16 protein-coding genes are annotated in these 19150 nt (G+C 71.4%); 12 read left to right on the top strand and 4 right to left on the bottom strand.

Annotated features, from left to right (window positions below; translation table 11 throughout):
• Positions 1 to 43: 43 nt before the first annotated feature.
• Together BM419_RS01230 and BM419_RS01225 are read left to right on the top strand one after the other, a co-directional pair.
• On the top strand, positions 44 to 853 hold the full coding sequence (locus tag BM419_RS01230; protein WP_020091590.1) for a PstS family phosphate ABC transporter substrate-binding protein: 810 nt from the start codon (positions 44 to 46) through the stop codon (positions 851 to 853).
• Positions 850 to 3711 carry a putative bifunctional diguanylate cyclase/phosphodiesterase gene (locus BM419_RS01225; RefSeq protein ID WP_020091589.1) on the top strand — a complete coding sequence of 954 codons (2862 nt, stop codon included), beginning with the start codon at positions 850 to 852 and terminating at the stop codon, positions 3709 to 3711. The genes BM419_RS01230 and BM419_RS01225 overlap by 4 nt, the downstream gene beginning before the upstream one ends.
• Before the next feature lie 43 nt (positions 3712 to 3754).
• Here the strand turns inward: BM419_RS01225 and BM419_RS01220 are convergent, their stop codons facing one another.
• From BM419_RS01220 to BM419_RS01205, 4 genes are all read right to left on the bottom strand, one after another.
• Entirely contained in the window at positions 3755 to 4237 is a 483-nt protein-coding gene (locus BM419_RS01220) for a DUF1203 domain-containing protein (RefSeq protein WP_091924437.1), read from the bottom strand.
• 98 nt (positions 4238 to 4335) lie between these two features.
• Complete coding sequence (locus BM419_RS01215; RefSeq protein ID WP_020091587.1) at positions 4336 to 5391, bottom strand: adenylate/guanylate cyclase domain-containing protein; 1056 nt, start codon at positions 5389 to 5391, stop codon at positions 4336 to 4338.
• 33 nt (positions 5392 to 5424) lie between these two features.
• Positions 5425 to 5784: a response regulator gene (locus BM419_RS01210; protein WP_026604690.1), complete on the bottom strand. Its 360-nt coding sequence runs from the start codon at positions 5782 to 5784 to the stop codon at positions 5425 to 5427.
• 49 nt (positions 5785 to 5833) lie between these two features.
• On the bottom strand, positions 5834 to 8761 hold the full coding sequence (locus BM419_RS01205) for a response regulator (protein ID WP_042672789.1): 2928 nt from the start codon (positions 8759 to 8761) through the stop codon (positions 5834 to 5836).
• 302 nt (positions 8762 to 9063) lie between these two features.
• On the opposite strand from BM419_RS01205, the gene BM419_RS01200 reads away from it, so the two are divergent.
• The 10 genes from BM419_RS01200 to BM419_RS01155 all read left to right on the top strand — a co-directional run bounded on the left by BM419_RS01200 (position 9064) and on the right by BM419_RS01155 (position 19140).
• On the top strand, positions 9064 to 9273 hold the full coding sequence (locus BM419_RS01200; RefSeq protein WP_020091585.1) for a hypothetical protein: 210 nt from the start codon (positions 9064 to 9066) through the stop codon (positions 9271 to 9273).
• A gap of 299 nt (positions 9274 to 9572) precedes the next feature.
• Complete coding sequence (locus BM419_RS32235) at positions 9573 to 9713, top strand: hypothetical protein (protein WP_020091584.1); 141 nt, start codon at positions 9573 to 9575, stop codon at positions 9711 to 9713.
• Positions 9714 to 10171: 458 nt separating this feature from the next.
• The gene (locus BM419_RS01190) at positions 10172 to 10261 is read left to right on the top strand and encodes a K(+)-transporting ATPase subunit F (RefSeq protein ID WP_020091582.1); all 90 of its coding nucleotides are present in this window, start codon (positions 10172 to 10174) and stop codon (positions 10259 to 10261) included.
• 22 nt (positions 10262 to 10283) lie between these two features.
• On the top strand, positions 10284 to 11999 hold the full coding sequence (gene kdpA / locus BM419_RS01185) for a potassium-transporting ATPase subunit KdpA (RefSeq protein ID WP_020091581.1): 1716 nt from the start codon (positions 10284 to 10286) through the stop codon (positions 11997 to 11999).
• 1 nt (position 12000) lies between these two features.
• A complete protein-coding gene (locus tag BM419_RS01180; protein ID WP_020091580.1) occupies positions 12001 to 12195 on the top strand; it encodes a hypothetical protein in 195 nt (64 codons plus the stop codon).
• A gap of 106 nt (positions 12196 to 12301) precedes the next feature.
• Positions 12302 to 14392 carry a potassium-transporting ATPase subunit KdpB gene (gene kdpB, locus BM419_RS01175; protein WP_042672788.1) on the top strand — a complete coding sequence of 697 codons (2091 nt, stop codon included), beginning with the start codon at positions 12302 to 12304 and terminating at the stop codon, positions 14390 to 14392.
• A 22-nt stretch (positions 14393 to 14414) separates the two neighbouring features.
• The gene (locus tag BM419_RS01170) at positions 14415 to 15020 is read left to right on the top strand and encodes a K(+)-transporting ATPase subunit C (RefSeq protein ID WP_042672786.1); all 606 of its coding nucleotides are present in this window, start codon (positions 14415 to 14417) and stop codon (positions 15018 to 15020) included.
• Positions 15021 to 15205: 185 nt separating this feature from the next.
• Positions 15206 to 17923, top strand: coding sequence for a sensor histidine kinase (locus tag BM419_RS01165; RefSeq protein ID WP_091924775.1), 2718 nt, complete (start codon positions 15206 to 15208; stop codon positions 17921 to 17923).
• Positions 17920 to 18648, top strand: coding sequence for a response regulator (locus BM419_RS01160; protein WP_091924434.1), 729 nt, complete (start codon positions 17920 to 17922; stop codon positions 18646 to 18648). The genes BM419_RS01165 and BM419_RS01160 overlap by 4 nt, the downstream gene beginning before the upstream one ends.
• A 45-nt stretch (positions 18649 to 18693) precedes the next feature.
• Entirely contained in the window at positions 18694 to 19140 is a 447-nt protein-coding gene (locus BM419_RS01155; protein ID WP_020091575.1) for a PTS sugar transporter subunit IIA, read from the top strand.
• Positions 19141 to 19150 lie beyond the last annotated feature (10 nt).

The raw sequence follows: 19150 nt of genomic DNA, 5'->3' as shown, positions 1-19150 counted from the left end.
TCCGGTGACCTCGGGTTAAACACTCGAGGCGCATTCTCGGGTTATGGCACTGTTATTCACGTCTCTTCGGCGCATCATCGCGGGCGGAATCATCCTCCTGGCCCTGCCGGCCGCCGCGCGCGCGGACGACCTCGCGGTCGTCGGCACGGGCGACGGGATCGAGATGCTCCAGGCCGTGGCGGCCGCCTACAATGCCGAGAGCGGCGACGCGCGCGTGTCGGTGCCGCCGAGCATCGGTTCCGGCGGCGCCGTCGCGGCCGTAGGCGGCGAGCGCCAGAGGCTCGGGCGGGTCGCGCGCCCGCTGACCGAGGCCGAGAAGGCCCAGGGACTCGTGGAGGTGCCGCTCGCCCGCATCCCCTCGGCGATCTTCGTCCATCAGGGCGTCGGCGTCACCAACCTGACCAGCGCGCAGACCGCCGCGATCTTCGCCGGCACGGTCGACAATTGGAGCGCCCTCGGCGGTCCCGATCTGAAGATCCGCGTCGTCCGGCGCGAGGACACGGACAGCACGCTCACGGTCCTGCGGGCCACCATGCCGGGCTGGCGCGACCTCGTCCTGACCAGCCGCTCGAAGACCGCGACCACGACCCAGGACGCGATCGCCACGGTGCGGGAGACGCCCGGCGCGATCGGCTTCGGACCGTACTCGCCGGCGCTCGCGGGCGATCTCGCGGTCCTGACGATCGACGGCCGGGCCCCGCGCGATCCGACCTATCCGAGCGCCGTGACCCTCGCGCTGATCTACAAGGCCGCCACGCGCGACGCCGCGGCGTCGGCGTTCCTCGCCTTCGCGACCTCCGACCGCGCGGGACAGGTCATGGCGGAGCGGGGCGGCGCCCCGCTCAGGCCGTGACGGGCACCGTCTTCTCGCGTTCCCTGCGCGCGCGCCTCGTCGGCGCCACGCTCTCGACGGCCGCGATCGCGCTGGCGGCGTTGGTTTTCCTCGTGGTTCTGCGCTCCGGCCAGACGCTCCGCGAGCAGGCGCAGGAGGTCTCGACCTGGTCCGAGGCCCAGCTCTCCGACCGCCTGCTCAGCGACGCCAAGCTCGCCGCGGCGCGGCTGCAGATGCAGCGCGAGGACGTCGAGCGGCGCTTCGCCACCATGTCCAAGCGCTGGGACGTCGCGAAGGCGGTCTTCTCCGGCAACACGGTGGCGGCCTCGGAGCTTCTGCGGCCGGCTCTCGCCCTCGCCGATCTCGACGGCGCCATCGCCTTCGACCTCAATCTCCGCGCCCTGACCGCCGACCGCGTCGAGGCGGACCTCCTCGCCGCCAACGCGGCGTTCCGGACGTCGCCCGTCGCGGCGTCCCTGCGGGCCGTGCTCGCCCGCAACGATCGGGAGCACGCGGACGGGTTCGTGCTGTCGCTGCGCTGGGACGACGCGCTCGCGCGGGCGCTCGCCGCCACCGAGAGCGGCACGGTCGCCGACATCTTCGGCGAGCCGCTGTTCGACGATTTCGGCGAGGTGATCGGCGGCCTCGTCGGGTACCGGGTCCTGCGCGCGCACGAGCCGACCCTGACGGCGTTCGCGTCCCTCAGCAACCGCGACGTCCTGATCCTCGCCGACCAGAACCTCCTCTCCTCGGCGGGCTCGGAGGTCTCCAACGCCCAGCTCGGACCCGCGTCGGGCGCTGAGCTGCACGCCGTGCTCGGCGCCGAGAAGGTCGCGCGCTGCATCCCGCAGCCGCCCGACATACGCCTCTGCGTCGCGGCGCCGCTGCGGGAGCTGCAGCAACTCACCGGCAAGGTCGTGGGCATCGGCGAGGAGAGCTCGCGCGCGCTGCTGCGGACGCTCAGCGTCGTCGCCGGTCTCACGCTGTGCCTCGTCGCCGTCGTCATGCTCTTCCTGTCGAGCCGGATCACCCGTCCCCTGGTGCGCATCACCCAGACCGTCTCCGAGGTCGCGCGCGGCAACTGGCACGTCAGCGTGCCCGATATCGACCGTGCCGACGAGGTCGGCGATATCGCGCGGGCCGTCGTCGTGCTCGAGCATTCCCTCTCGGAGCGCGATCAGCTGCGCGACGACGTGTTCCGGCAGAACACGGTCCTGACGGAGCGCGAGCGGCAGCTGCAGGAGCAGAACGAGCGCTTCGACGCCGCCCTGAACAACATGTCCCAGGGCCTGTGCATGTTCGGCGTCCACGGCCGGCTCAAGGTCTACAATTCCCAGTTCTGCCGGATCTACGGGATCGCTCCGGGCGTGCTGGATCTCGACCCGACACAGGATGAGGTTCACCGGCTCGCTGGTCTCACGGACTGGTCGGCCGCGGAGAGCGGGCCGATCCGCCGGACCCTCACCCGGACGCTGGCCGACGGCCGCTGCATCGAGATCACGGTCGAGCCGATGGCCGATGGCGGCTGGGTGGAGACCCACGAGGACGTCACCGCGAGCGTCACCGCGCAGGCGCGGATCGCGCATCTCGCGACCCACGACGCGCTGACCGGCCTCTCGAATCGAGCGCTCCTGGCCGACCGTCTGGCCGCCGCCTTCGCGGACCATGCGGTCGGCGGCCGGGCGGTGACCGTCATCTGTCTCGACCTCGACGACTTCAAGGGCATCAACGACACCCTCGGACATCCGGCCGGCGACGAGCTCCTCCGACAGGTCGGCCGCCGCCTCACCGGACTGTGCCCGTCCGGCGGCACGGTGGCGCGCCTCGGCGGCGACGAGTTCGCGATGGTCCTCTTCGAGGCAGACCTGCCGGACGGCGTCCTCGCCCTGGCGGAGCAGATCCTGATCCAGCTCAGGCGGCCATTCTTCCTCGCCGGCCAGTTCGTGTCCGTCGACGGGAGTCTCGGTATCGCCGTCTCCGGCACGGAGGATGCCGACGGCGACGATCTCCTGCGCCGCGCCGACGTCGCCCTCTACGCCGCGAAGGCCGACGGCGGTCGGCGCGTCCGCGTCTTCGAGCAGGAGATGGAGGAGCGTCAGAACCAGCGGCGCTGGCTGGAACGCGAGCTGCGGCTGGCGATCGGCACCGCGCAGATCGAGCTGCACTATCAGCCGCTGTTCGACCTGGCGACGAACGCGGTGACGAGCTTCGAGGCCCTCGCGCGGTGGCACCACCCGGAACGCGGGATGATCTCGCCCGGCGAGTTCATCCCGGTCGCCGAGGCGACGGGGCTGATCGACGCCCTCGGCGCCTACGTGCTCGAACGGGCCTGCGCCGATGCCATGACGTGGCCCGGCTCCCTGCGGGTCGCCGTCAACATCTCGCCGATCCAGTTCCGCGAAGGCAATCTCGACCGTTTCGTCGAGGAGGTCCTGCTGAAGACCGAGCTGCCGAGCCACCGTCTCGAGCTGGAGATCACCGAGTCGGTGATCCTGAGCCAGGATCAGGCGAGCTTCGAGATGCTGAGCCGCCTGCGCTCCTTAGGCGTGCGGTTCTCGATGGACGATTTCGGGACCGGTTACTCGTCTCTCTCCTCCCTGAACACCTTCCGATTCGACAAGATCAAGCTGGACCAGTCCTTCGTCCGGAACCTCCTGGAGAAGGACGAGGCGGCAGCGATCGTCCACGTCGTCGCTGAACTCGGCCGCAGCCTGAAGATCACGACGACGGCCGAGGGCGTCGAGACCCCGGAGCAGCTGGCCCGGCTGCGGGCGAGCGGGTTCTCGGAGGTCCAGGGCTACCTGCTGAGCAGGCCGATCCCGGCCGCTGGCGTAGCGGCCTTCATCAACGCGCAGGAGCATATCCACGTCGCGGCCTGACCGAGCCCCGCAAAGGCCCGTTGGGCGGCTCGGTGGCTCGCGCTCAATCGGCGACGCGCTCTACGCGGGACAGGAGGCACCCGGGCCGCGCCGTGTGGATGTTGACGAAGCGGGTGCGCGGATCGTCGAGGGCGCGGCGGAGCGGAACCTCGGCCTCGCTCTCGGGACAGACCTGCCCGAGATCGTAGAGGCAGAGATGGTCCGCGTCGTAGGCACGGACCGAGACCAGCGTGTTCGCGCGGACGATCGGCGCGAGGCCGTCGGCCGGCTCGGCGCGCTTACACTCGTCCGCATGCAGGAAGATCGGACTGGGTGTCCAGTAGATCCCGCGCGGCTCGGGCAGATCGTAGGATCCGAGCAGCATGGTCTCGCCGGGCCGGCCGAGCTGCAGGCAGTGTCGGCAGGGAAAGCCGCCATCCGCCGTCGCGACGACCCGACGAACCGGGTTGTCCCGGTCGTCAAGGCCGGTGGTACGGAAGCGATCGGCGGTCTCCGTCGGGATCGGAACGCAGCGATAACGGGTCATGGTGCACCTCCGGGACGGGGCCCTAAGCTCCGTCCCGGCGCGCCGCATCCCGCTTCTTGCTGCGCAATCCGGAACGCTCCGCGGCCGCCGCGGGCGTCTCAGGCCGGGGTCGCGTCGCCGGCCGCGAGGGCGTGGCAGTACACGTCGACCGCGCCCTTGCCCTTCAGCGTCACCGGGCCGATCGGCCGGACGTCGCGCGGGTCCGGCAGGCGCGCGAAGGCCTCGCGCGACAGGTGCAGCGCGCACCCGTCGCCGAGGCCCGCGAGCCGGGCGGCGACGTTCACGGTGTCGCCCCACAGGTCGAAGGTGAACTTCGTCCGGCCGACGATGCCGCCGACGACCGGCCCGATATGGATGCCGCCGCGGATCCGCCAGCCCGGCTCGCCCTCGGCCGCGATCGCCACCATGTCGGCGGCGCAGCGGATGGCGGCGGAGACCGGGTCGTCGTGCGGCCGCAGCAGGTTGGCCGTGGCCATGAAGGCGTCGCCGATCGTCTTGATGTTCTCCAGGCCGCGCGCCTGCGCGACCACCTCGAAGGCCTCCGCGAGTCGCTGGATCTCCGCGACGACGACGTCCGGGCTCTGATCGTGGCACCACGTGGTGAAGCCGACGAGGTCGATGAACAGGACGCCGACGTCGCCGAACAGCCGCGGCTTGACCTGCCCGGTCTCCATCAGCTCCGCCACGGCCGAGACCGGCAGGATGGCGTGCAGGAGCTCGTCGGCGCGCTTGCGCTCGCGCTCGATGGTCCGCAGATGCGCGACCTCGCGGTCGTGCGCCCGCTTCCGCTCCAGGCAGGACCGGATGCGCGCCTCCAGGATCACGGGCTCGAAGGGCTTCGGCAGGTAGTCGAAGGCGCCGAGCTCGATGCACCGGACGATGCTGCCGATCTCCATGAGGGCGGAGATCATCACGACGGGCGTGTGGCGCCACGCCTCGTGGGCCTTCATCCGCTCGAGCACGGCGTAGCCGTCCAGGGCCGGCATCATCACGTCGAGGAGCACGAGGTCGAACGGCTCCTCGCTCAGCCGATCGAGGGCCGCCCGCCCGTTCGCCGCCCGCACGCTGGCGTGGCCGAGGAGCTCCAGCTCCTGCTCCAGCAGGTCGAGGTTGAAGGGCTCATCGTCGACGATCAGGATGCGGGCTGGCTCCACGGGTCCTCCCTTCCTGGCGTGAGACGGCCGCGCTCAGCCGAGCCAGTGCTGCAGCTTCGCGAAGAGCAGGTCCTCGTCGACGGGCTTGGTCATGAAGTCGTCGCAGCCGGCGGCCCGCGCGCGGTCCTCGTCGCCGGTCATCGCGTTGGCGGTGATCGCCATCACGGGGATGGCGGCGGTCGTCGCGTCGGCCTTGATGCGGCGCGTCGCCTCCCAGCCGTCGACGAGCGGCAGCGACAGGTCCATGAGGATGAGATCCGGCCGGTGCGCGATCGCCATGTCCACGCCGGCGGCCCCGTCGACGGCGATCAGGATCTCGTACTCGTCCTCGAGCAACTGGGTCAGCAGATCGCGGTTGAGCGCGACGTCCTCGACGATGAGAATCCGCTTCATGGGCCGGTCCCGGGCGTCGCGGGCCGCCAGGAACGGGTCGTGTCCGACCTCATCGGTCACCGTCGGCGGTCTCGGTCTCCAGGACCGGCAGCACGCGGCGGACCTCCCGGACCAGGGCGGCGCGATCGAGTCCGCCCTTGTCGATCAGTCCGAGCACGCGCTCGCGGAGCATGCCGCGCTCGGCGGAGTCGAGGGACGCGGCGGTCAGGACCACGACGGGGATCGACCGGGCGGAGGGATCCGCCTGCAGGGCATCCAGGAAGGCGAGGCCGTCCATCCGCGGCATGAGCAGGTCGAGGAGGATGACGCTCGGGCGGGCCTGCGCGATGCGCTCCAGTCCGGCCGCCCCGTCGGCCACCCAGTCGACGGTGCAGTTTTCCGAGTCGAGGAGCTGGCGCACGAGGTCGGGCACGTTGGGATCGTCGTCGATCACGAGGACGCGCTCGTTGTCGGGGGCGATCCGAGCAAGGGCGCCGATCAGGGCCTCCCGCTCGAACGGCTTCACGATGTAGTCGGTCGCGCCGAGCCGGAAGCCGAGCTCCTTCTGGTCGACGATGGAGATCAAGACGACCGGGATGTCCCGGGTCAGCGGATCGGTCTTCAGCGCGTGGAGGACCTGCCAGCCGTCGGTGCCGGGCATCATGATGTCGAGGGTGATGGCCCGCGGCTGCAGCTCCCGGGCCTTGACCAGCCCTTCCTGGCCGCTCGCCGCCCCGACGACCGTGTAGCCGGCATCGGCGAGGTTCTCCTTCAGCAGGTAGACGACGTTGGGATCGTCGTCGATCGCCAGCACGACCTTGGCGCCCGAGCGCGGCGCGGTGACGGCGGCGGGTGCCGGCTTCGGGGGCGGCGGCACCTCGGCGCCGCCGGCGATCCGCGGCGGGATGGTGAGCGTGAAGGTCGAGCCCTCGCCCTCGCGGCTCTCGACGCCGATCCGGCCGCCGAGCAGGCGCGCGAGCCGGTGGCTGATCGCGAGCCCGAGCCCGGTGCCGCTGTGGGACCGGGTCGCGCTGTTGTCGACCTGATGGAACTCCTCGAAGATCGCGCTCAGGGCGCCCGCCGGGATGCCGATGCCGGTATCCATCACGGCGAACTCGATGCCCTCATCGACCGAGCGGACGCGGAGCGTGACCGATCCGGCCTCGGTAAACTTGATGGCGTTGCTGAGCAGGTTGATCAGGATCTGACGTAGCTTCTCCTCGTCCGTGCGCAGCATCGGGGACGGGTCCCGGACGTCCCGGACGAGGCGCACGCCCTCGTTCTTGACGAGGGGCTCGACGGTGCGGAGGCACAGGTCGAGGACCGGCTCCAGGGCGAAGTCCGAGGGTTTCACCTCCATGCGCCCCGCCTCGACCTTGGCGAGGTCGAGGATGCTGTTGATCAGCGAGAGCAGGTGCTCGGAACTCGCCAGGATCTTCTCGAGATTCTCGAACTGCTTGACCGGCAGGACATCCTTCGCCCGCCGCATCACCAGCCGGGTGAAGCCGATGATCGCGTTGAGCGGGGTCCGCAATTCGTGGCTCATGTTGGCGAGGAAGCTGCTCTTGGCGCGGCTCGCCTCCTCGGCCGCCTCCTTCGCCTGACGCAGGCTCTCCTCGGCCTGCTTGCGCTCGATCACGCGGCCGAGCTGCGCGCCGATATTGCTCATGACCCGGAGCAACGAGGCGTCCGGCGGGGACGCGTCACGGGCGAAGAACTCCAGTACCGCGACGACGTCGCGCCCGACCGTCACCGGAAAGGCGAACCCCGCCCGGATGCCGTGCTCGACCGCCGCCGGCGCGCGCGGGTCCGCGGCCATCGACGGGTCCCCGACGCTCCATTCCGGCGCGCCCGAGACCAGAACGCGGCCGGCCAGGCCCGATCCGGCGGCCAGCGACGTGGCGGCCGTGGCAGCCTGGAATCGCGCGACATCCGCGCCGGGGTCGCAGTGCCAGATGCCGGTCGGGAGCAGCGTCCGCGTCCCGTCCCGGGCCAGGATATGGGCGTGACCGACGGGCCAGCCGGCGTGCTGCGCGACGCGCTCGAGGCAGAAGCGCAGGGCGTCCTCGACCGTCGGGGCCTCGTTGGCGGCCGCGGCGGCGGCCTGGAGCAGCTCGACGAAGGCGGTCTGCTTCTGCAGCGCCAGCTCGGCCTCCTTGCGCTCGGTGATGTCGCTCCAGGACTCGACCACCTCGACGGGCTGGCCCGTCGCGTCCCGCAGGAGGCGCTGCTCGTCCCGGACCCAGCGATAGGTGCCGTTCGCGTGCCGGAACCGGTACTCGATGACGTTGTGCCCGTCCGCGAGCAGATTCGGGAACTCGGCGAGAACGCGGTCGCGGTCGTCGGGATGGAGCCGCTCCAGCCAGAATTCCGGCCCCGACAGGTAGTCGCCCGGCTCGTAGCCGAGGAGATCGCGCACGTTCTCGCTGATGAAGGTCGGCGCGTTGCGGCCCCCCACCTCGAAGCTGCAGATCATCGACGGGGACGCGGTGAGCAGGTAGGTCAGCCGCCCCTGCGTCGCCTGGAGCACCTGCTCGGCGCGCTTGATCTCGGTCACGTCGGTGTAGACCGCGACGACGCCGCCGTCGTTGGTCTTGCGCTCGTTGACTTGGACCCAGCGGCCGTCGACGCGCTGCTGCAGAAGCGGACCGCGCGGCGCGCGGTAATGGGCGATGCGCTCGGCGACCCAGGCCTCGACGCTCATCCCGTCCGGCCGTACAACGCAGGACTCCGCGACGGCGTTGGCGATGGCTTCGAAGGTCACGCCGGGCACGATGATGGCCGACAGGCCGGGATGGAAATCCTGGAAGTGCCCGTTGCACAGGACGAGGCGATCGTCCGGGTCGAACAGCGCGAAGCCCTCCGAGCTGCTCTCGATCGCCTCGACGAGCTTCTGCTTGGCGACCCCGGCCTCATCGAGAGGCCCGGCGCTCCGGCTAGGGCCGGCGTCGGCGGCCCGACCTGTCTCGCTGGGTGATCCGGCCGGCGCGTGGGACATACCTCGAACCACTCCGACACCGACGCGCCAGTGGTGACGCCTTGCCCTGCCAAGCCTGATCTGCGCGATGCCCGCGGGCGCGCAATTCATTATTCGGCACCGTCGCATGGTCTATTTTGCGGATCAAGCTGTACGGGAATCGCTGTCCCGCCCCAGTCACGGGCTCGCCGTTCGTCGCCCGGTTCGTCGCCCGTCTGCCGGCTTCTCGCTTCCAATCCCGTCCGGAACGCATCGGTGCCATGTCTCGGCGCGGCGTGGCGGCACGCCGAGAAGGTGTATCTTCCGTGAAAACGGAGGAAACGATGGCTTACAAGATCACTTTTCGCCGCGGAAAACGCGAGAGCTTCACCAAGCTGTGGCCGTGCGACCTCGAGGCGGCGACGGCCTACGCGCTCGCGCAGCTCCCCCTGCAGCAGCGCGAGAACGGGGCGACCTCTGTCACCGTGGTCTGCGAGCGGACCGGCGAGGTCGTGTTCAACTCGACCGAGCAGCCCGAGGCCGCGACGGTCTAGGGCGTCGCCCGGCCGCGGACCGGACGCTCCCGGAGGGGCTGCGTCGTGCAACCAGATCCCCTCCGTGCGCCCGAGCCCGTCCCCGCATCGCCGGGTCGGGCCGACCCGGGATCCGGCGCCCACGTCTCACCGCCCCGCGTCCTGCACGCGCTCGATCCGCGCTTTCTCGGGCTGACGGGCGCGCTGGCCCCCCATCCTGATGACATCCCTATGCCGGACGCCCCGCGCGCGTCTTGGTCCCTCACGGCCGATGCCGACGTGGTCGCGCCATCGGGCATCAGCCCGGATGGAGCCTCCGCATGCCGATCGTCCGTTACATCCTCGCCGAGTGCAGGGCCGACCGCGTCTTCGCGCTGATGGTCGTCGCGCTCGGCGGGTGGTCCGCCGTGTCCCTCGCGCTGCTCGCGCTGAACGTCTTCGAACCCCTGCGAGTCCAGTGAGCGCCGGAGCCGCGTCGCCGTCCGGCACGGCACCCCCGGGGTTATCCATCCAGCCGCTTGCGGGCCGCTGCCGCGTCTGCGGCCTCGCCTACGGCGGCATCCTCGGCCGCGAGGCGGGGGTGATCCGGCTCGATCGCGCCCGGTGGCGCCGTCTCTGCCCGGGCGCGGCGTGGCTGACCGTGCCGGCCGCCTGCGCGGGTCTTCGGGCCAGCTTCGGCGCGGACGCCGGATCCTAACGCGGCCCTTATAAACTCCCGCCCGGTCCCCGCTCGAACCCTAACGCGGTTCCCGGCGACACTGCCGGTCGGCCAAGGCCGGCCGCGGAGCCTCCGCGGCCGGTCCGCCGAACCGGACCCGACCACCATGCTCGACATCGTCTTCCTCGCAGCGGGCCTCGCCTTCTTCGCCGCGGCGGCCGGCTACGCGGCCGCCTGCGACCGGCTCTGAGAGAGGCCGCCATGACCCTCGATCTCGCCCTCGGCGCCTGCGTGACCGCCGGCCTCCTCGTCTACCTCACCTACGCCCTCGTCCGCCCCGAGCGGTTCTGAGCGGCCCTGACGGATTCTCCCCATGACCCTCAACGGCTGGATCCAGATCGCGCTGTACGGCGCGATCGTTCTGGCGCTCGTGAAGCCCCTTGGGTCGTACATGACCCGCGTCTTCACCGGAGAGCGCACCCTCCTCTCGCCCGTTCTCGGACCGATCGAGCGCGGGCTCTACCGCGTGTCCGGCATCGATGACCGCCAGGAGCAGCACTGGCTGGCCTATACGGGCGCGGTCATCCTGTTCCACGTGCTGGGCTTCGCGGTGCTCTACGCGATCCTGCGCCTGCAGGCGGTACTGCCGCTGAACCCGGCCGATCAGAGCGCGGTGGCGCCGGATCTCGCGTTCAACACGTCGACCAGCTTCATCACCAACACCAACTGGCAGTCCTACGGCGGCGAGACCACGCTGTCGTACCTGTCCCAGATGCTGGGCCTGACGCACCAGAACTTCCTGTCGGCGGCGACCGGCATCGCGGTCGCGGTGGCGCTGATCCGCGGGTTCGCCCGCGCCTCCAGCGGCACGATCGGCTCGTTCTGGGTCGATGTGACCCGCGCGACCCTCTACGTGCTGCTGCCGATCTGCATCCCCTACACGCTGTTCCTGGTCTGGCAGGGCATGCCGCAGACGCTCAGCGCCTACGCGGACGCCACGACGCTGGAGGGCGCCAAGCAGACCATCGCGCTGGGCCCGGTCGCGAGCCAAGTGGCGATCAAGATGCTCGGCACCAACGGCGGCGGCTTCTTCAACGCCAACGCCGCGCACCCCTTCGAGAACCCCACCGCCCTGTCGAACTTCGTCCAGATGGTCTCGATCTTCGCGATCGGCGCCGCGCTGACCAACGTCTTCGGCCGCATGGTCGGTGACGAGCGTCAGGGTTGGGCGATCCTCGGCGCCATGGGAATCCTGTTCCTGGCCGGCGTCGCCGTCACCTACTGGGCCGAGGCCAACGGCAGCTCGGTGCTCAGCAGCTTCGGGCTCACCGGCGGCAACATGGAGGGCAAGGAGGTCCGCTTCGGGATCAGCGCCTCGGCGCTGTTCGCGGTGATCACCACCGCGGCCTCCTGCGGCGCGGTGAACGCGATGCACGACTCGTTCACGGCGCTCGGCGGCCTGATCCCGCTGCTCAACATGCAGCTCGGCGAGGTCATCATCGGCGGCGTCGGCGCCGGCCTCTACGGCATGCTGATCTTCGTCATCGTGGCGATCTTCGTGGCGGGCCTGATGGTCGGCCGCACCCCCGAATACCTCGGCAAGAAGATCGAGGCGAAGGAGGTGAAGATGGCCATGCTCGGCATCCTCTGCCTGCCGCTGATGATGCTGGGCTTCACCGCCCTGGCGACAGTGGTGCCGGCGGGCCTCGCCGGCCCGGCCAATGCCGGCCCGCACGGCTTCTCGGAGATCCTCTACGCCTACACGTCGGCGGCGGCCAACAACGGCTCGGCCTTCGGCGGGCTGACGGCCAACACGCTGTTCTACAACAGCACGCTCGCTGTCGGCATGCTGGTCGGCCGGTTCTTCGTGAAGATCCCGGTGCTCGCCATCGCGGGCTCGCTGGCGGCCAAGAAGACGGTCCCGGCCTCCGCGGGCACGTTCCCGACCCACGGCGGCCTGTTCGTCGGGCTGCTGGTCGGCGTCGTGCTCATCATGGGCGGCCTGACCTTCTTCCCGTCGCTCGCGCTCGGCCCGATCGTGGAGCACTTCGCGGGCGCGGCCGGCCAGACCTTCGCGACAGGGGGCTGAGATGCCGCGCGCTTTCCCCGCCCGGCGCGTCCCGCGCCACCACCTCGCGCTGCACCGCTCTCCACTGCGGCACGACCGCGGCGGCGCTCAGCCCCTGCGGACCTCCGACCTCATCCTGGCGCTCCTCGGCGTCGTGATGCTCGGCGGCTTCGCCCTGCTGGCCGCCTACGCGCTCACCCTCGGCGCCGTGGGCTGAGCCTCCGCAACCGTGATCGCGCGCGCAGCGAAGCGCGGCCCTGGGCTGCTTCGCTGCGCTCGCAAGGACGGCAGCCTCACTTCAATCTCCCTTCCGGACATCTCCCATGTCGCGTCAGACATCATCCCTGTTCAGCGCCGCCCTGATCGGGCCGGCCCTCCTCGGCTCGGTACGAAAACTCGATCCGCGGGCCATGATCCGAAACCCGGTCATGTTCGTGGTCGAGGTCGTGGCGCTCCTCACCACCGTGCTGTTCGTCCGCGACCTCGTCACCGGCGGCAGCGACCTGCTCTTCTCGGGCCAGATCATCCTCTGGCTGTGGTTCACCCTGATCTTCGCCAACTTCGCCGAGGCCCTCGCGGAGGGTCGCGGCAAGGCCCAGGCCGACAGCCTGCGGCGCACCCGCACCGAGATGACCGCCAAGCGCCTGACCGGCCAGGGCCGGGCCTTCGAGACGGTGCCGGGCACCTCGCTCAAGGTCGGCGACGTCGTCCTGGTCGAGGCCGGAGACCTGATCCCGTCGGACGGCGAGGTGCTCGAGGGGGTCGCCTCCGTGAACGAGGCGGCGATCACGGGCGAATCCGCCCCGGTGATCCGCGAATCCGGCGGCGACCGCTCGGCGGTGACCGGCGGCACGCAGGTCCTCTCGGACGAGATCAAGGTCCGCATCACGGCCGCGGCCGGCTCGACCTTCGTCGACCGGATGATCGCGCTCGTGGAGGGCGCCTCGCGGCAGAAGACGCCGAACGAGATCGCCCTGAACATCCTGCTCGCCGGCCTCACCCTCGTGTTCGTCTTCGCGGTGGCGTCGATCCCGAGCTTCGCGAGCTACGCGGGCGGGTCGATCCCCGTGATCGTTCTGGTCGCCCTGTTCGTCACGCTGATCCCGACGACCATCGGCGCGCTGCTCTCGGCGATCGGCATCGCCGGCATGGACCGGCTGGTCCGCTTCAACGTGCTCGCCATGTCGGGCCGCGCCGTGGAGGCGGCGGGCGACGTCGACACGCTGCTCCTCGACAAGACCGGCACGATCACCCTCGGCAACCGTCAGGCGACCGAGTTCCGCCCCGTCCGCGGCGTCACAGCGCAGGATCTCGCCGACGCCGCGCAGCTCGCCTCGCTCGCCGACGAGACGCCGGAGGGCCGCTCGATCGTGGTCCTGGCCAAGGAGAAGTACGGCATCCGCGCGCGGGACATGGGTGGCCTCAACGCCACCTTCGTGCCGTTCACCGCGCAGTCGCGGATGTCGGGCGTGGACCTTCAGGGCACGTCGATCCGCAAGGGCGCGGTCGACGCCGTCATCGCCTCGGTCTCGGGCCAGCCCATCGCCTCGCGCGGCTCCAACGTCGCCCTGGCCGTCCGCCCCGAGGCCGAGACCGGCGTCGTGACCGAGATCCGCGCCATCGCGGAGGAGATCGCCAAGGCCGGCGGCACGCCGCTCGCCGTGGCCAAGGACGGCCGCCTGCTGGGCGTGGTCTACCTCAAGGACATTGTGAAGGGCGGCATCCGCGAGCGCTTCGCCGAGCTGCGCCAGATGGGCATCCGCACGGTGATGATCACCGGCGACAACCCGATGACCGCGGCGGCGATCGCCGCTGAGGCCGGCGTCGACGACTTCCTCGCCCAGGCGACGCCGGAGGACAAGCTCGCGCTGATCCGCAAGGAGCAGGCGGACGGCAAGCTCGTCGCCATGTGCGGTGACGGCACCAACGACGCCCCGGCGCTGGCCCAGGCCGATGTCGGCGTCGCCATGAACACCGGCACCGTCGCGGCCCGCGAGGCGGGCAACATGGTCGACCTCGACAGCGACCCGACCAAGCTCATCGAGATCGTCGGCATCGGCAAGCAGCTGCTGATGACCCGCGGCGCGCTGACGACCTTCTCGATCGCGAACGACGTGGCCAAGTACTTCGCCATCATCCCGGCGATGTTCCTCACGCTCTACCCGCAGCTCCAGGCGCTGAACGTCATGGGCCTCGCCTCGCCGCAGAGCGCGATCCTGTCGGCGATCATCTTCAACGCCCTGATCATCGTGGCGCTGATCCCGCTGGCCCTGCGCGGCGTCACCTACCGGGCCGTCGGCGCGGCCGCGCTGCTGCGCCGGAACCTCCTGATCTACGGCCTCGGCGGCGTCCTGGTGCCCTTCGTCGGCATCAAGGCCATCGACCTCGCCGTCAGCGCCCTCCACCTCGCCTGAACCGGTCCCCCGGAGACCCGCCATGCTCAACCAGCTTCGCCCCGCCCTGGTCCTGCTCACCGCCCTGACGGCGATCACCGGCCTCGCCTACCCCCTCGCGATGACGGGCCTCGCCGGCGCCATCTTCCCCGCCAAGGCCGCCGGCAGCCTGATCGCGCGCGACGGCACGGTCGTCGGCTCCAGCCTGATCGGCCAGAACTTCACGGGTGCCGGCTACTTCCACGGCCGGCCCTCGGCGACGACGGCGCCGGACCCGTCCGACGTCTCGAAGACGGTGCCGGCGCCCTACAACGCGGCGAACTCCTCGGGCTCGAATCTCGGGCCGACCAGCGCCGCCCTGGCCGAGCGGGTGAAGGCCGATCTCGACGCGCTCAGGGCCGAGAACCCGGATGCGCCCGTTCCGGTCGACCTCGTCACGACCAGCGGCTCGGGCCTCGACCCGGAAATCTCGCCCGAGGCCGCCTACTTCCAGGTTCCCCGCGTCGCCAGGGCCCGCAAGATCCCGGCGGACAAGCTGCGCGCGCTGGTGTCGTCCCGCATCGAGGCGCGCACCCTCGGCCTCCTGGGTGAGCCGCGCGTCAACGTGCTGGCGCTGAACCTCGCGGTCGACGCTCTCGCCCGTCGCTGAGGCGCGCCCGACAGCAGGGGGGACCCCGAAGCTGCGCTGCGGATCCCGCTTCGTCTTTGCGAGCGAAGCGAAGCAATCCAGCCGCGCCACGTCCACCGGCGTCCCGCTGCTCTGGGTTGCTTCGCTCCGCTCGCAATGACGCGACGATTCCGCGCTGGCCGCGGCGTTTTGCTAAGATGGCGATCATGCCCGAGACCGGCCGCGACCCGACCCGCCCCTCCCCCGACGCCCTGCTCGAAGCGGCGCGCCGGGAGGAGCGGACGCGTGGCCGACTGAAGGTGTTCCTCGGCGCCGCACCCGGGGTCGGCAAGACCTACGAGATGCTGACCGTCGGGCGGGCGCGGCTGAAGGCAGGCCTCGACGTCGTGGTCGGCGTCGTCGAGACGCACGGCCGCGCCGAGACCGAGGCCCTGCTCGACGGGTTCGAGACGATCCCCCGCCGTTCCGTTCCGTATCACGGCACCGTCCTGCAGGAGATGGACCTCGACGCCCTGCTGGCGCGCCGGCCGGCCCTCGCCTTGGTCGACGAGCTCGCCCACACCAACGCCCCGGGCTCGCGCCACCCGAAGCGCTACCAGGATGTCGAGGAGCTGCTCGATGCCGGCATCGACGTCCTGACGACGCTCAACATCCAGCACGTCGAGAGCCTCAACGACGTGGTGGCGTCGATCACCCGCATCCGGGTGCGCGAGACGGTGCCGGACGGCGTCCTCGACCGGGCGGACGACATCGAGGTCGTGGACCTCAACCCCGACGACCTGATCCAGCGCCTGAAGGACGGCAAGGTCTACGTTCCGACGCACGCCGAGCGCGCGCTCAAGCACTACTTCTCGCGCGGCAACCTCACGGCGCTCCGCGAGCTGGCGCTCCGGCGCACCGCCGACCGGGTCGACGACGAGCTGCTCGGTCACATGCGGGCCAACGCGATCGCCGGTCCCTGGGCGGCGGGCGAGCGCGTGCTGGTCTGCGTGAACGAGGATCCCCGCTCCGCCGGCCTCGTGCGCCACGCCAAGCGTCTGGCCGACCGCCTGCACGCCCCCTGGACGGCGCTCTCCATCGAGGGCGCGCGGGCGGCGGCCCTGAGCGAGGCCGAGCGCGACCGCATCGCCGAGGCCCTGCGGCTCGCCGACCGCCTCGGCGGCGACGCCGTCACCCTGCCGGGCGGGCGCCGGATCGCCGACGACGTGCTCGACTACGCGCGCTCGGCCAACGTGAACCACATCGTCGTCGGCAAGGCGAACCGCTCGTGGCTCTTCGAGCTGGTCAACGGCTCGGTGGTGTACGACCTCGTGCGGCACAGCGGCGCCATCAGCGTGCACGTCGTCCCCGGCGAGGCCGTCCCGGACGAGAAGCCGGCGCGCCGCGCCGTGGCGGTGACCGCGCCGCGCCCGGGGCGCGACGCGCGGCCCTACGCGATCGCGCTGGCGGCGATCGCCGCGGGCCTCGGCGCGGCCATCGTCGCGGAACCCTACGCGGGCGTCGAGAACGCCGACCTGTTCCTGCTGACCGCGGTCGTGGCCGTGGCGGTGCGCTGGGGCCTCGGGCCGTCCCTCGTCTCGGTGGTGGCGGGCTCGCTCGCCTACAACTTTTTCTTCCTGCCGCCGGTCTACACGCTCACCATCGCCGATCCGACCAACGTCGCGGCCTTCCTGCTCTTCACCCTGGTGGCCGTCTTGGTCTCGAACCTCGCCTCCCGCGCGCGTCGCGTCGCGGTGGTCAGCCAGGGCCGGGCGCGGGCCACGGAACGGCTGTTCGGCTTCTCGCGGAAGCTCGCCGCCTGCGGCACCCTCGACGACGTGCTCTGGGCCACCTGCGCCCAGGTCGCCGCGATGCTGAAGGTGCGCGTCGTCCTCCTGCTGCCGGACGGCCAGGCCGTCACGGTGCGGGCGGGCTACCCGCCCGAGGACATGTTGGACGAGGCCGATCTCGCGGCCGCGCAGTGGGCCTTCGACAACGATCGGCCCGCGGGCCGGGGCGCCGACACGCTGCCGGGCGCCAAGCGCCTGTTCCTGCCGATGCGGACCGGGCGCGGGACGATCGGGGTGATCGGCCTCGATTCCGACGGCGCCGGGCCGATCCTGTCGCCGGAGGGCCGCCGCCTCCTCGACGCCCTGGCCGACATGGGCGCCCTCGCCATCGAGCGGGTCCGGCTCGTGGAGGATCTCGACCGGGCCGAGCGCGCGGCCGAGACCGACCGCCTGCGCCAGGCGCTGCTCACCTCGATCAGCCACGACCTGCGCACGCCGCTCGCCTCGGTGCTGGGCGCGGCCAGCACCCTGCGCGACCTCGAGGCGGCGCTGCCCGCGGACGCCAAGGCGGAGTTGCTGGCCACGATCATCGAGGAATCGGAGCGGCTCAACCGCTTCATCGCGAACCTCCTCGACATGACCCGGCTGGAGGCCGGCGCGGTGGCGCCGAACCTCTCCGCGCAGGACGTGGCCGAGACGGTCGACACCGCCCTGCGCCGCACCCAGAAGATCCTCGCCGAACACCGCGTCGCCGTGGAGGTCGAGGCCGACCTGCCGCCGCTGGCGCTCGACCCGGTCCTGTTCGAGCAGGTCCTGGTCAACCTCCTCGACAACGCCGCCAAGTACGCGCCCGAGGGCTCGACCGTGACGGTGCGTGCGCGCCGCGCGGGCGACCGGGTCCGCATCGCCGTGCTGGACGAGGGGGACGGCCTGCCCGAGGCGGATGTCGAGCGGGTCTTCGACAAGTTCTACCGCGTCCGGAAGGGCGACCGTGTCCGGGCCGGAACGGGGCTGGGCCTCGCCATCTCCCGGGGCTTCGTCGAGGCGATGGGCGGCACCGTCACGGCCGAGAACCGCCCCGACCGCGGCGGCGCCTGCTTCACCGTCAGCCTGCCGGTTCCGGCCCGGAGCGCGCCCAGGGACATCGCCGCATGAGCCCCACGATCCTCGTCGTCGACGACGAGCCGCCGATCCGCAAGCTCCTGCGCATGGGTTTGGCCACGCAGGGCTACGCGATCCTGGAGGCGCCCGATGCCCGGACCGCCCTGGCGCTGCTCGGCCGGGAGGGCGTCGATCTCGTGATCCTCGATCTCGGCCTGCCCGACATGCGCGGCCACGACCTGCTGCGGTCGGTTCGATCGAGCCATCCCGACCTCCCCGTCGTCGTGCTTTCGAGCCGCGACGACGAGAGCGGCAAGGTCGAGGCGCTCGATCTCGGCGCCAACGACTACGTGACCAAGCCGTTCGGCATGGCTGAGCTGCTGGCGCGCCTGCGCGCCGCCATGCGCCACCAGCTCGCCGCGCGGGGCGAGCGGCCGATCTTCCGCGTCGACACCCTGTCCGTCGACCTGGTCCGCCGGATCGTGAAGGTCGACGAGGCCGAGGTGAAGCTGACGCCGCGCGAGTACGACTTCCTGCGCGTCCTGGTCCTGCATGCCGGCAAGGTGCTGACCCACGCGCAGCTGATGCGCTCCGTGCCGTCCTCGTCCGATCCGCAATACCTGCGCGTCTACGTGCGCCAGCTCCGCCAGAAGCTGGAGGCGGATCCCGAGCGCCCGCGGATCTTGCTGACCGAGACCGGTGTAGGTTACCGCCTGCGCGCGCCCGACGACGAGCCGGCCCCGCCGCACCGCGGCGCCGGCGGCGCGACCGCCCACTGATCCCGAGGACGACCCGATGTGTCCCAGCGCCCGCGATCCCGCGCGATGAGTGTGGACCGGATCCTCGCGCCCTCCGACGCGCTCGTCGGCCTGCGCGCCGCCGGCAAGGGGGCGCTGCTCGAGGAGCTGGCGCGCCGCGCCGCCGGCGTCCTCGGCCTCGCCGCGGAGACGATCCTCCCCGCGCTGATCCGGCGCGAATCCCTGGGTTCGACCGGGGTCGGCGACGGCATCGCCCTGCCGCACGCGCGGCTCGAGGGCATCGCGCGCCCCTACGGGATCCTGGCCCGGCTCCGCGACCCGATCGATTTCGACGCGGTCGATGATCGGCCGGTGGACCTCGTCGTCCTGCTGCTGCTCCCGGCCGTCGCCGAGGGCGAGACGCTGAACGCGCTGGCCTGCGTGGCGCGGCGCCTGCGCGACCCCGGGGCCGCCGCGGCGATGCGCGCCGCGCGGGACGCGGCGGCGCTCTACGCGGCCGCGACGGGCCGGTAAGGGCGCCGCG

Origin of the sequence: Methylobacterium sp. yr668, from assembly GCF_900116245.1 — a bacterium.
Lineage (GTDB): Bacteria > Pseudomonadota > Alphaproteobacteria > Rhizobiales > Beijerinckiaceae > Methylobacterium.
Note: the sequence above shows the minus strand (reverse complement) of the source record. Positions and strands in the feature narration are given on the sequence as shown.

Coding starts and splice junctions, on each gene's coding strand:
- BM419_RS01230 (WP_020091590.1), top strand. CDS start 44: ATGGCACTGTTATTCACGTCTCTTCGGCGCATCATCGCGGGCGGAATC.
- BM419_RS01220 (WP_091924437.1), bottom strand. CDS start 4,237: ATGACCCGTTATCGCTGCGTTCCGATCCCGACGGAGACCGCCGATCGC.
- BM419_RS01210 (WP_026604690.1), bottom strand. CDS start 5,784: ATGAAGCGGATTCTCATCGTCGAGGACGTCGCGCTCAACCGCGATCTG.
- BM419_RS01205 (WP_042672789.1), bottom strand. CDS start 8,761: ATGTCCCACGCGCCGGCCGGATCACCCAGCGAGACAGGTCGGGCCGCC.
- BM419_RS01200 (WP_020091585.1), top strand. CDS start 9,064: ATGGCTTACAAGATCACTTTTCGCCGCGGAAAACGCGAGAGCTTCACC.
- BM419_RS32235 (WP_020091584.1), top strand. CDS start 9,573: ATGCCGATCGTCCGTTACATCCTCGCCGAGTGCAGGGCCGACCGCGTC.
- BM419_RS01190 (WP_020091582.1), top strand. CDS start 10,172: ATGACCCTCGATCTCGCCCTCGGCGCCTGCGTGACCGCCGGCCTCCTC.
- kdpA (WP_020091581.1), top strand. CDS start 10,284: ATGACCCTCAACGGCTGGATCCAGATCGCGCTGTACGGCGCGATCGTT.
- BM419_RS01180 (WP_020091580.1), top strand. CDS start 12,001: ATGCCGCGCGCTTTCCCCGCCCGGCGCGTCCCGCGCCACCACCTCGCG.
- kdpB (WP_042672788.1), top strand. CDS start 12,302: ATGTCGCGTCAGACATCATCCCTGTTCAGCGCCGCCCTGATCGGGCCG.
- BM419_RS01170 (WP_042672786.1), top strand. CDS start 14,415: ATGCTCAACCAGCTTCGCCCCGCCCTGGTCCTGCTCACCGCCCTGACG.
- BM419_RS01165 (WP_091924775.1), top strand. CDS start 15,206: ATGCCCGAGACCGGCCGCGACCCGACCCGCCCCTCCCCCGACGCCCTG.
- BM419_RS01160 (WP_091924434.1), top strand. CDS start 17,920: ATGAGCCCCACGATCCTCGTCGTCGACGACGAGCCGCCGATCCGCAAG.
- BM419_RS01155 (WP_020091575.1), top strand. CDS start 18,694: ATGAGTGTGGACCGGATCCTCGCGCCCTCCGACGCGCTCGTCGGCCTG.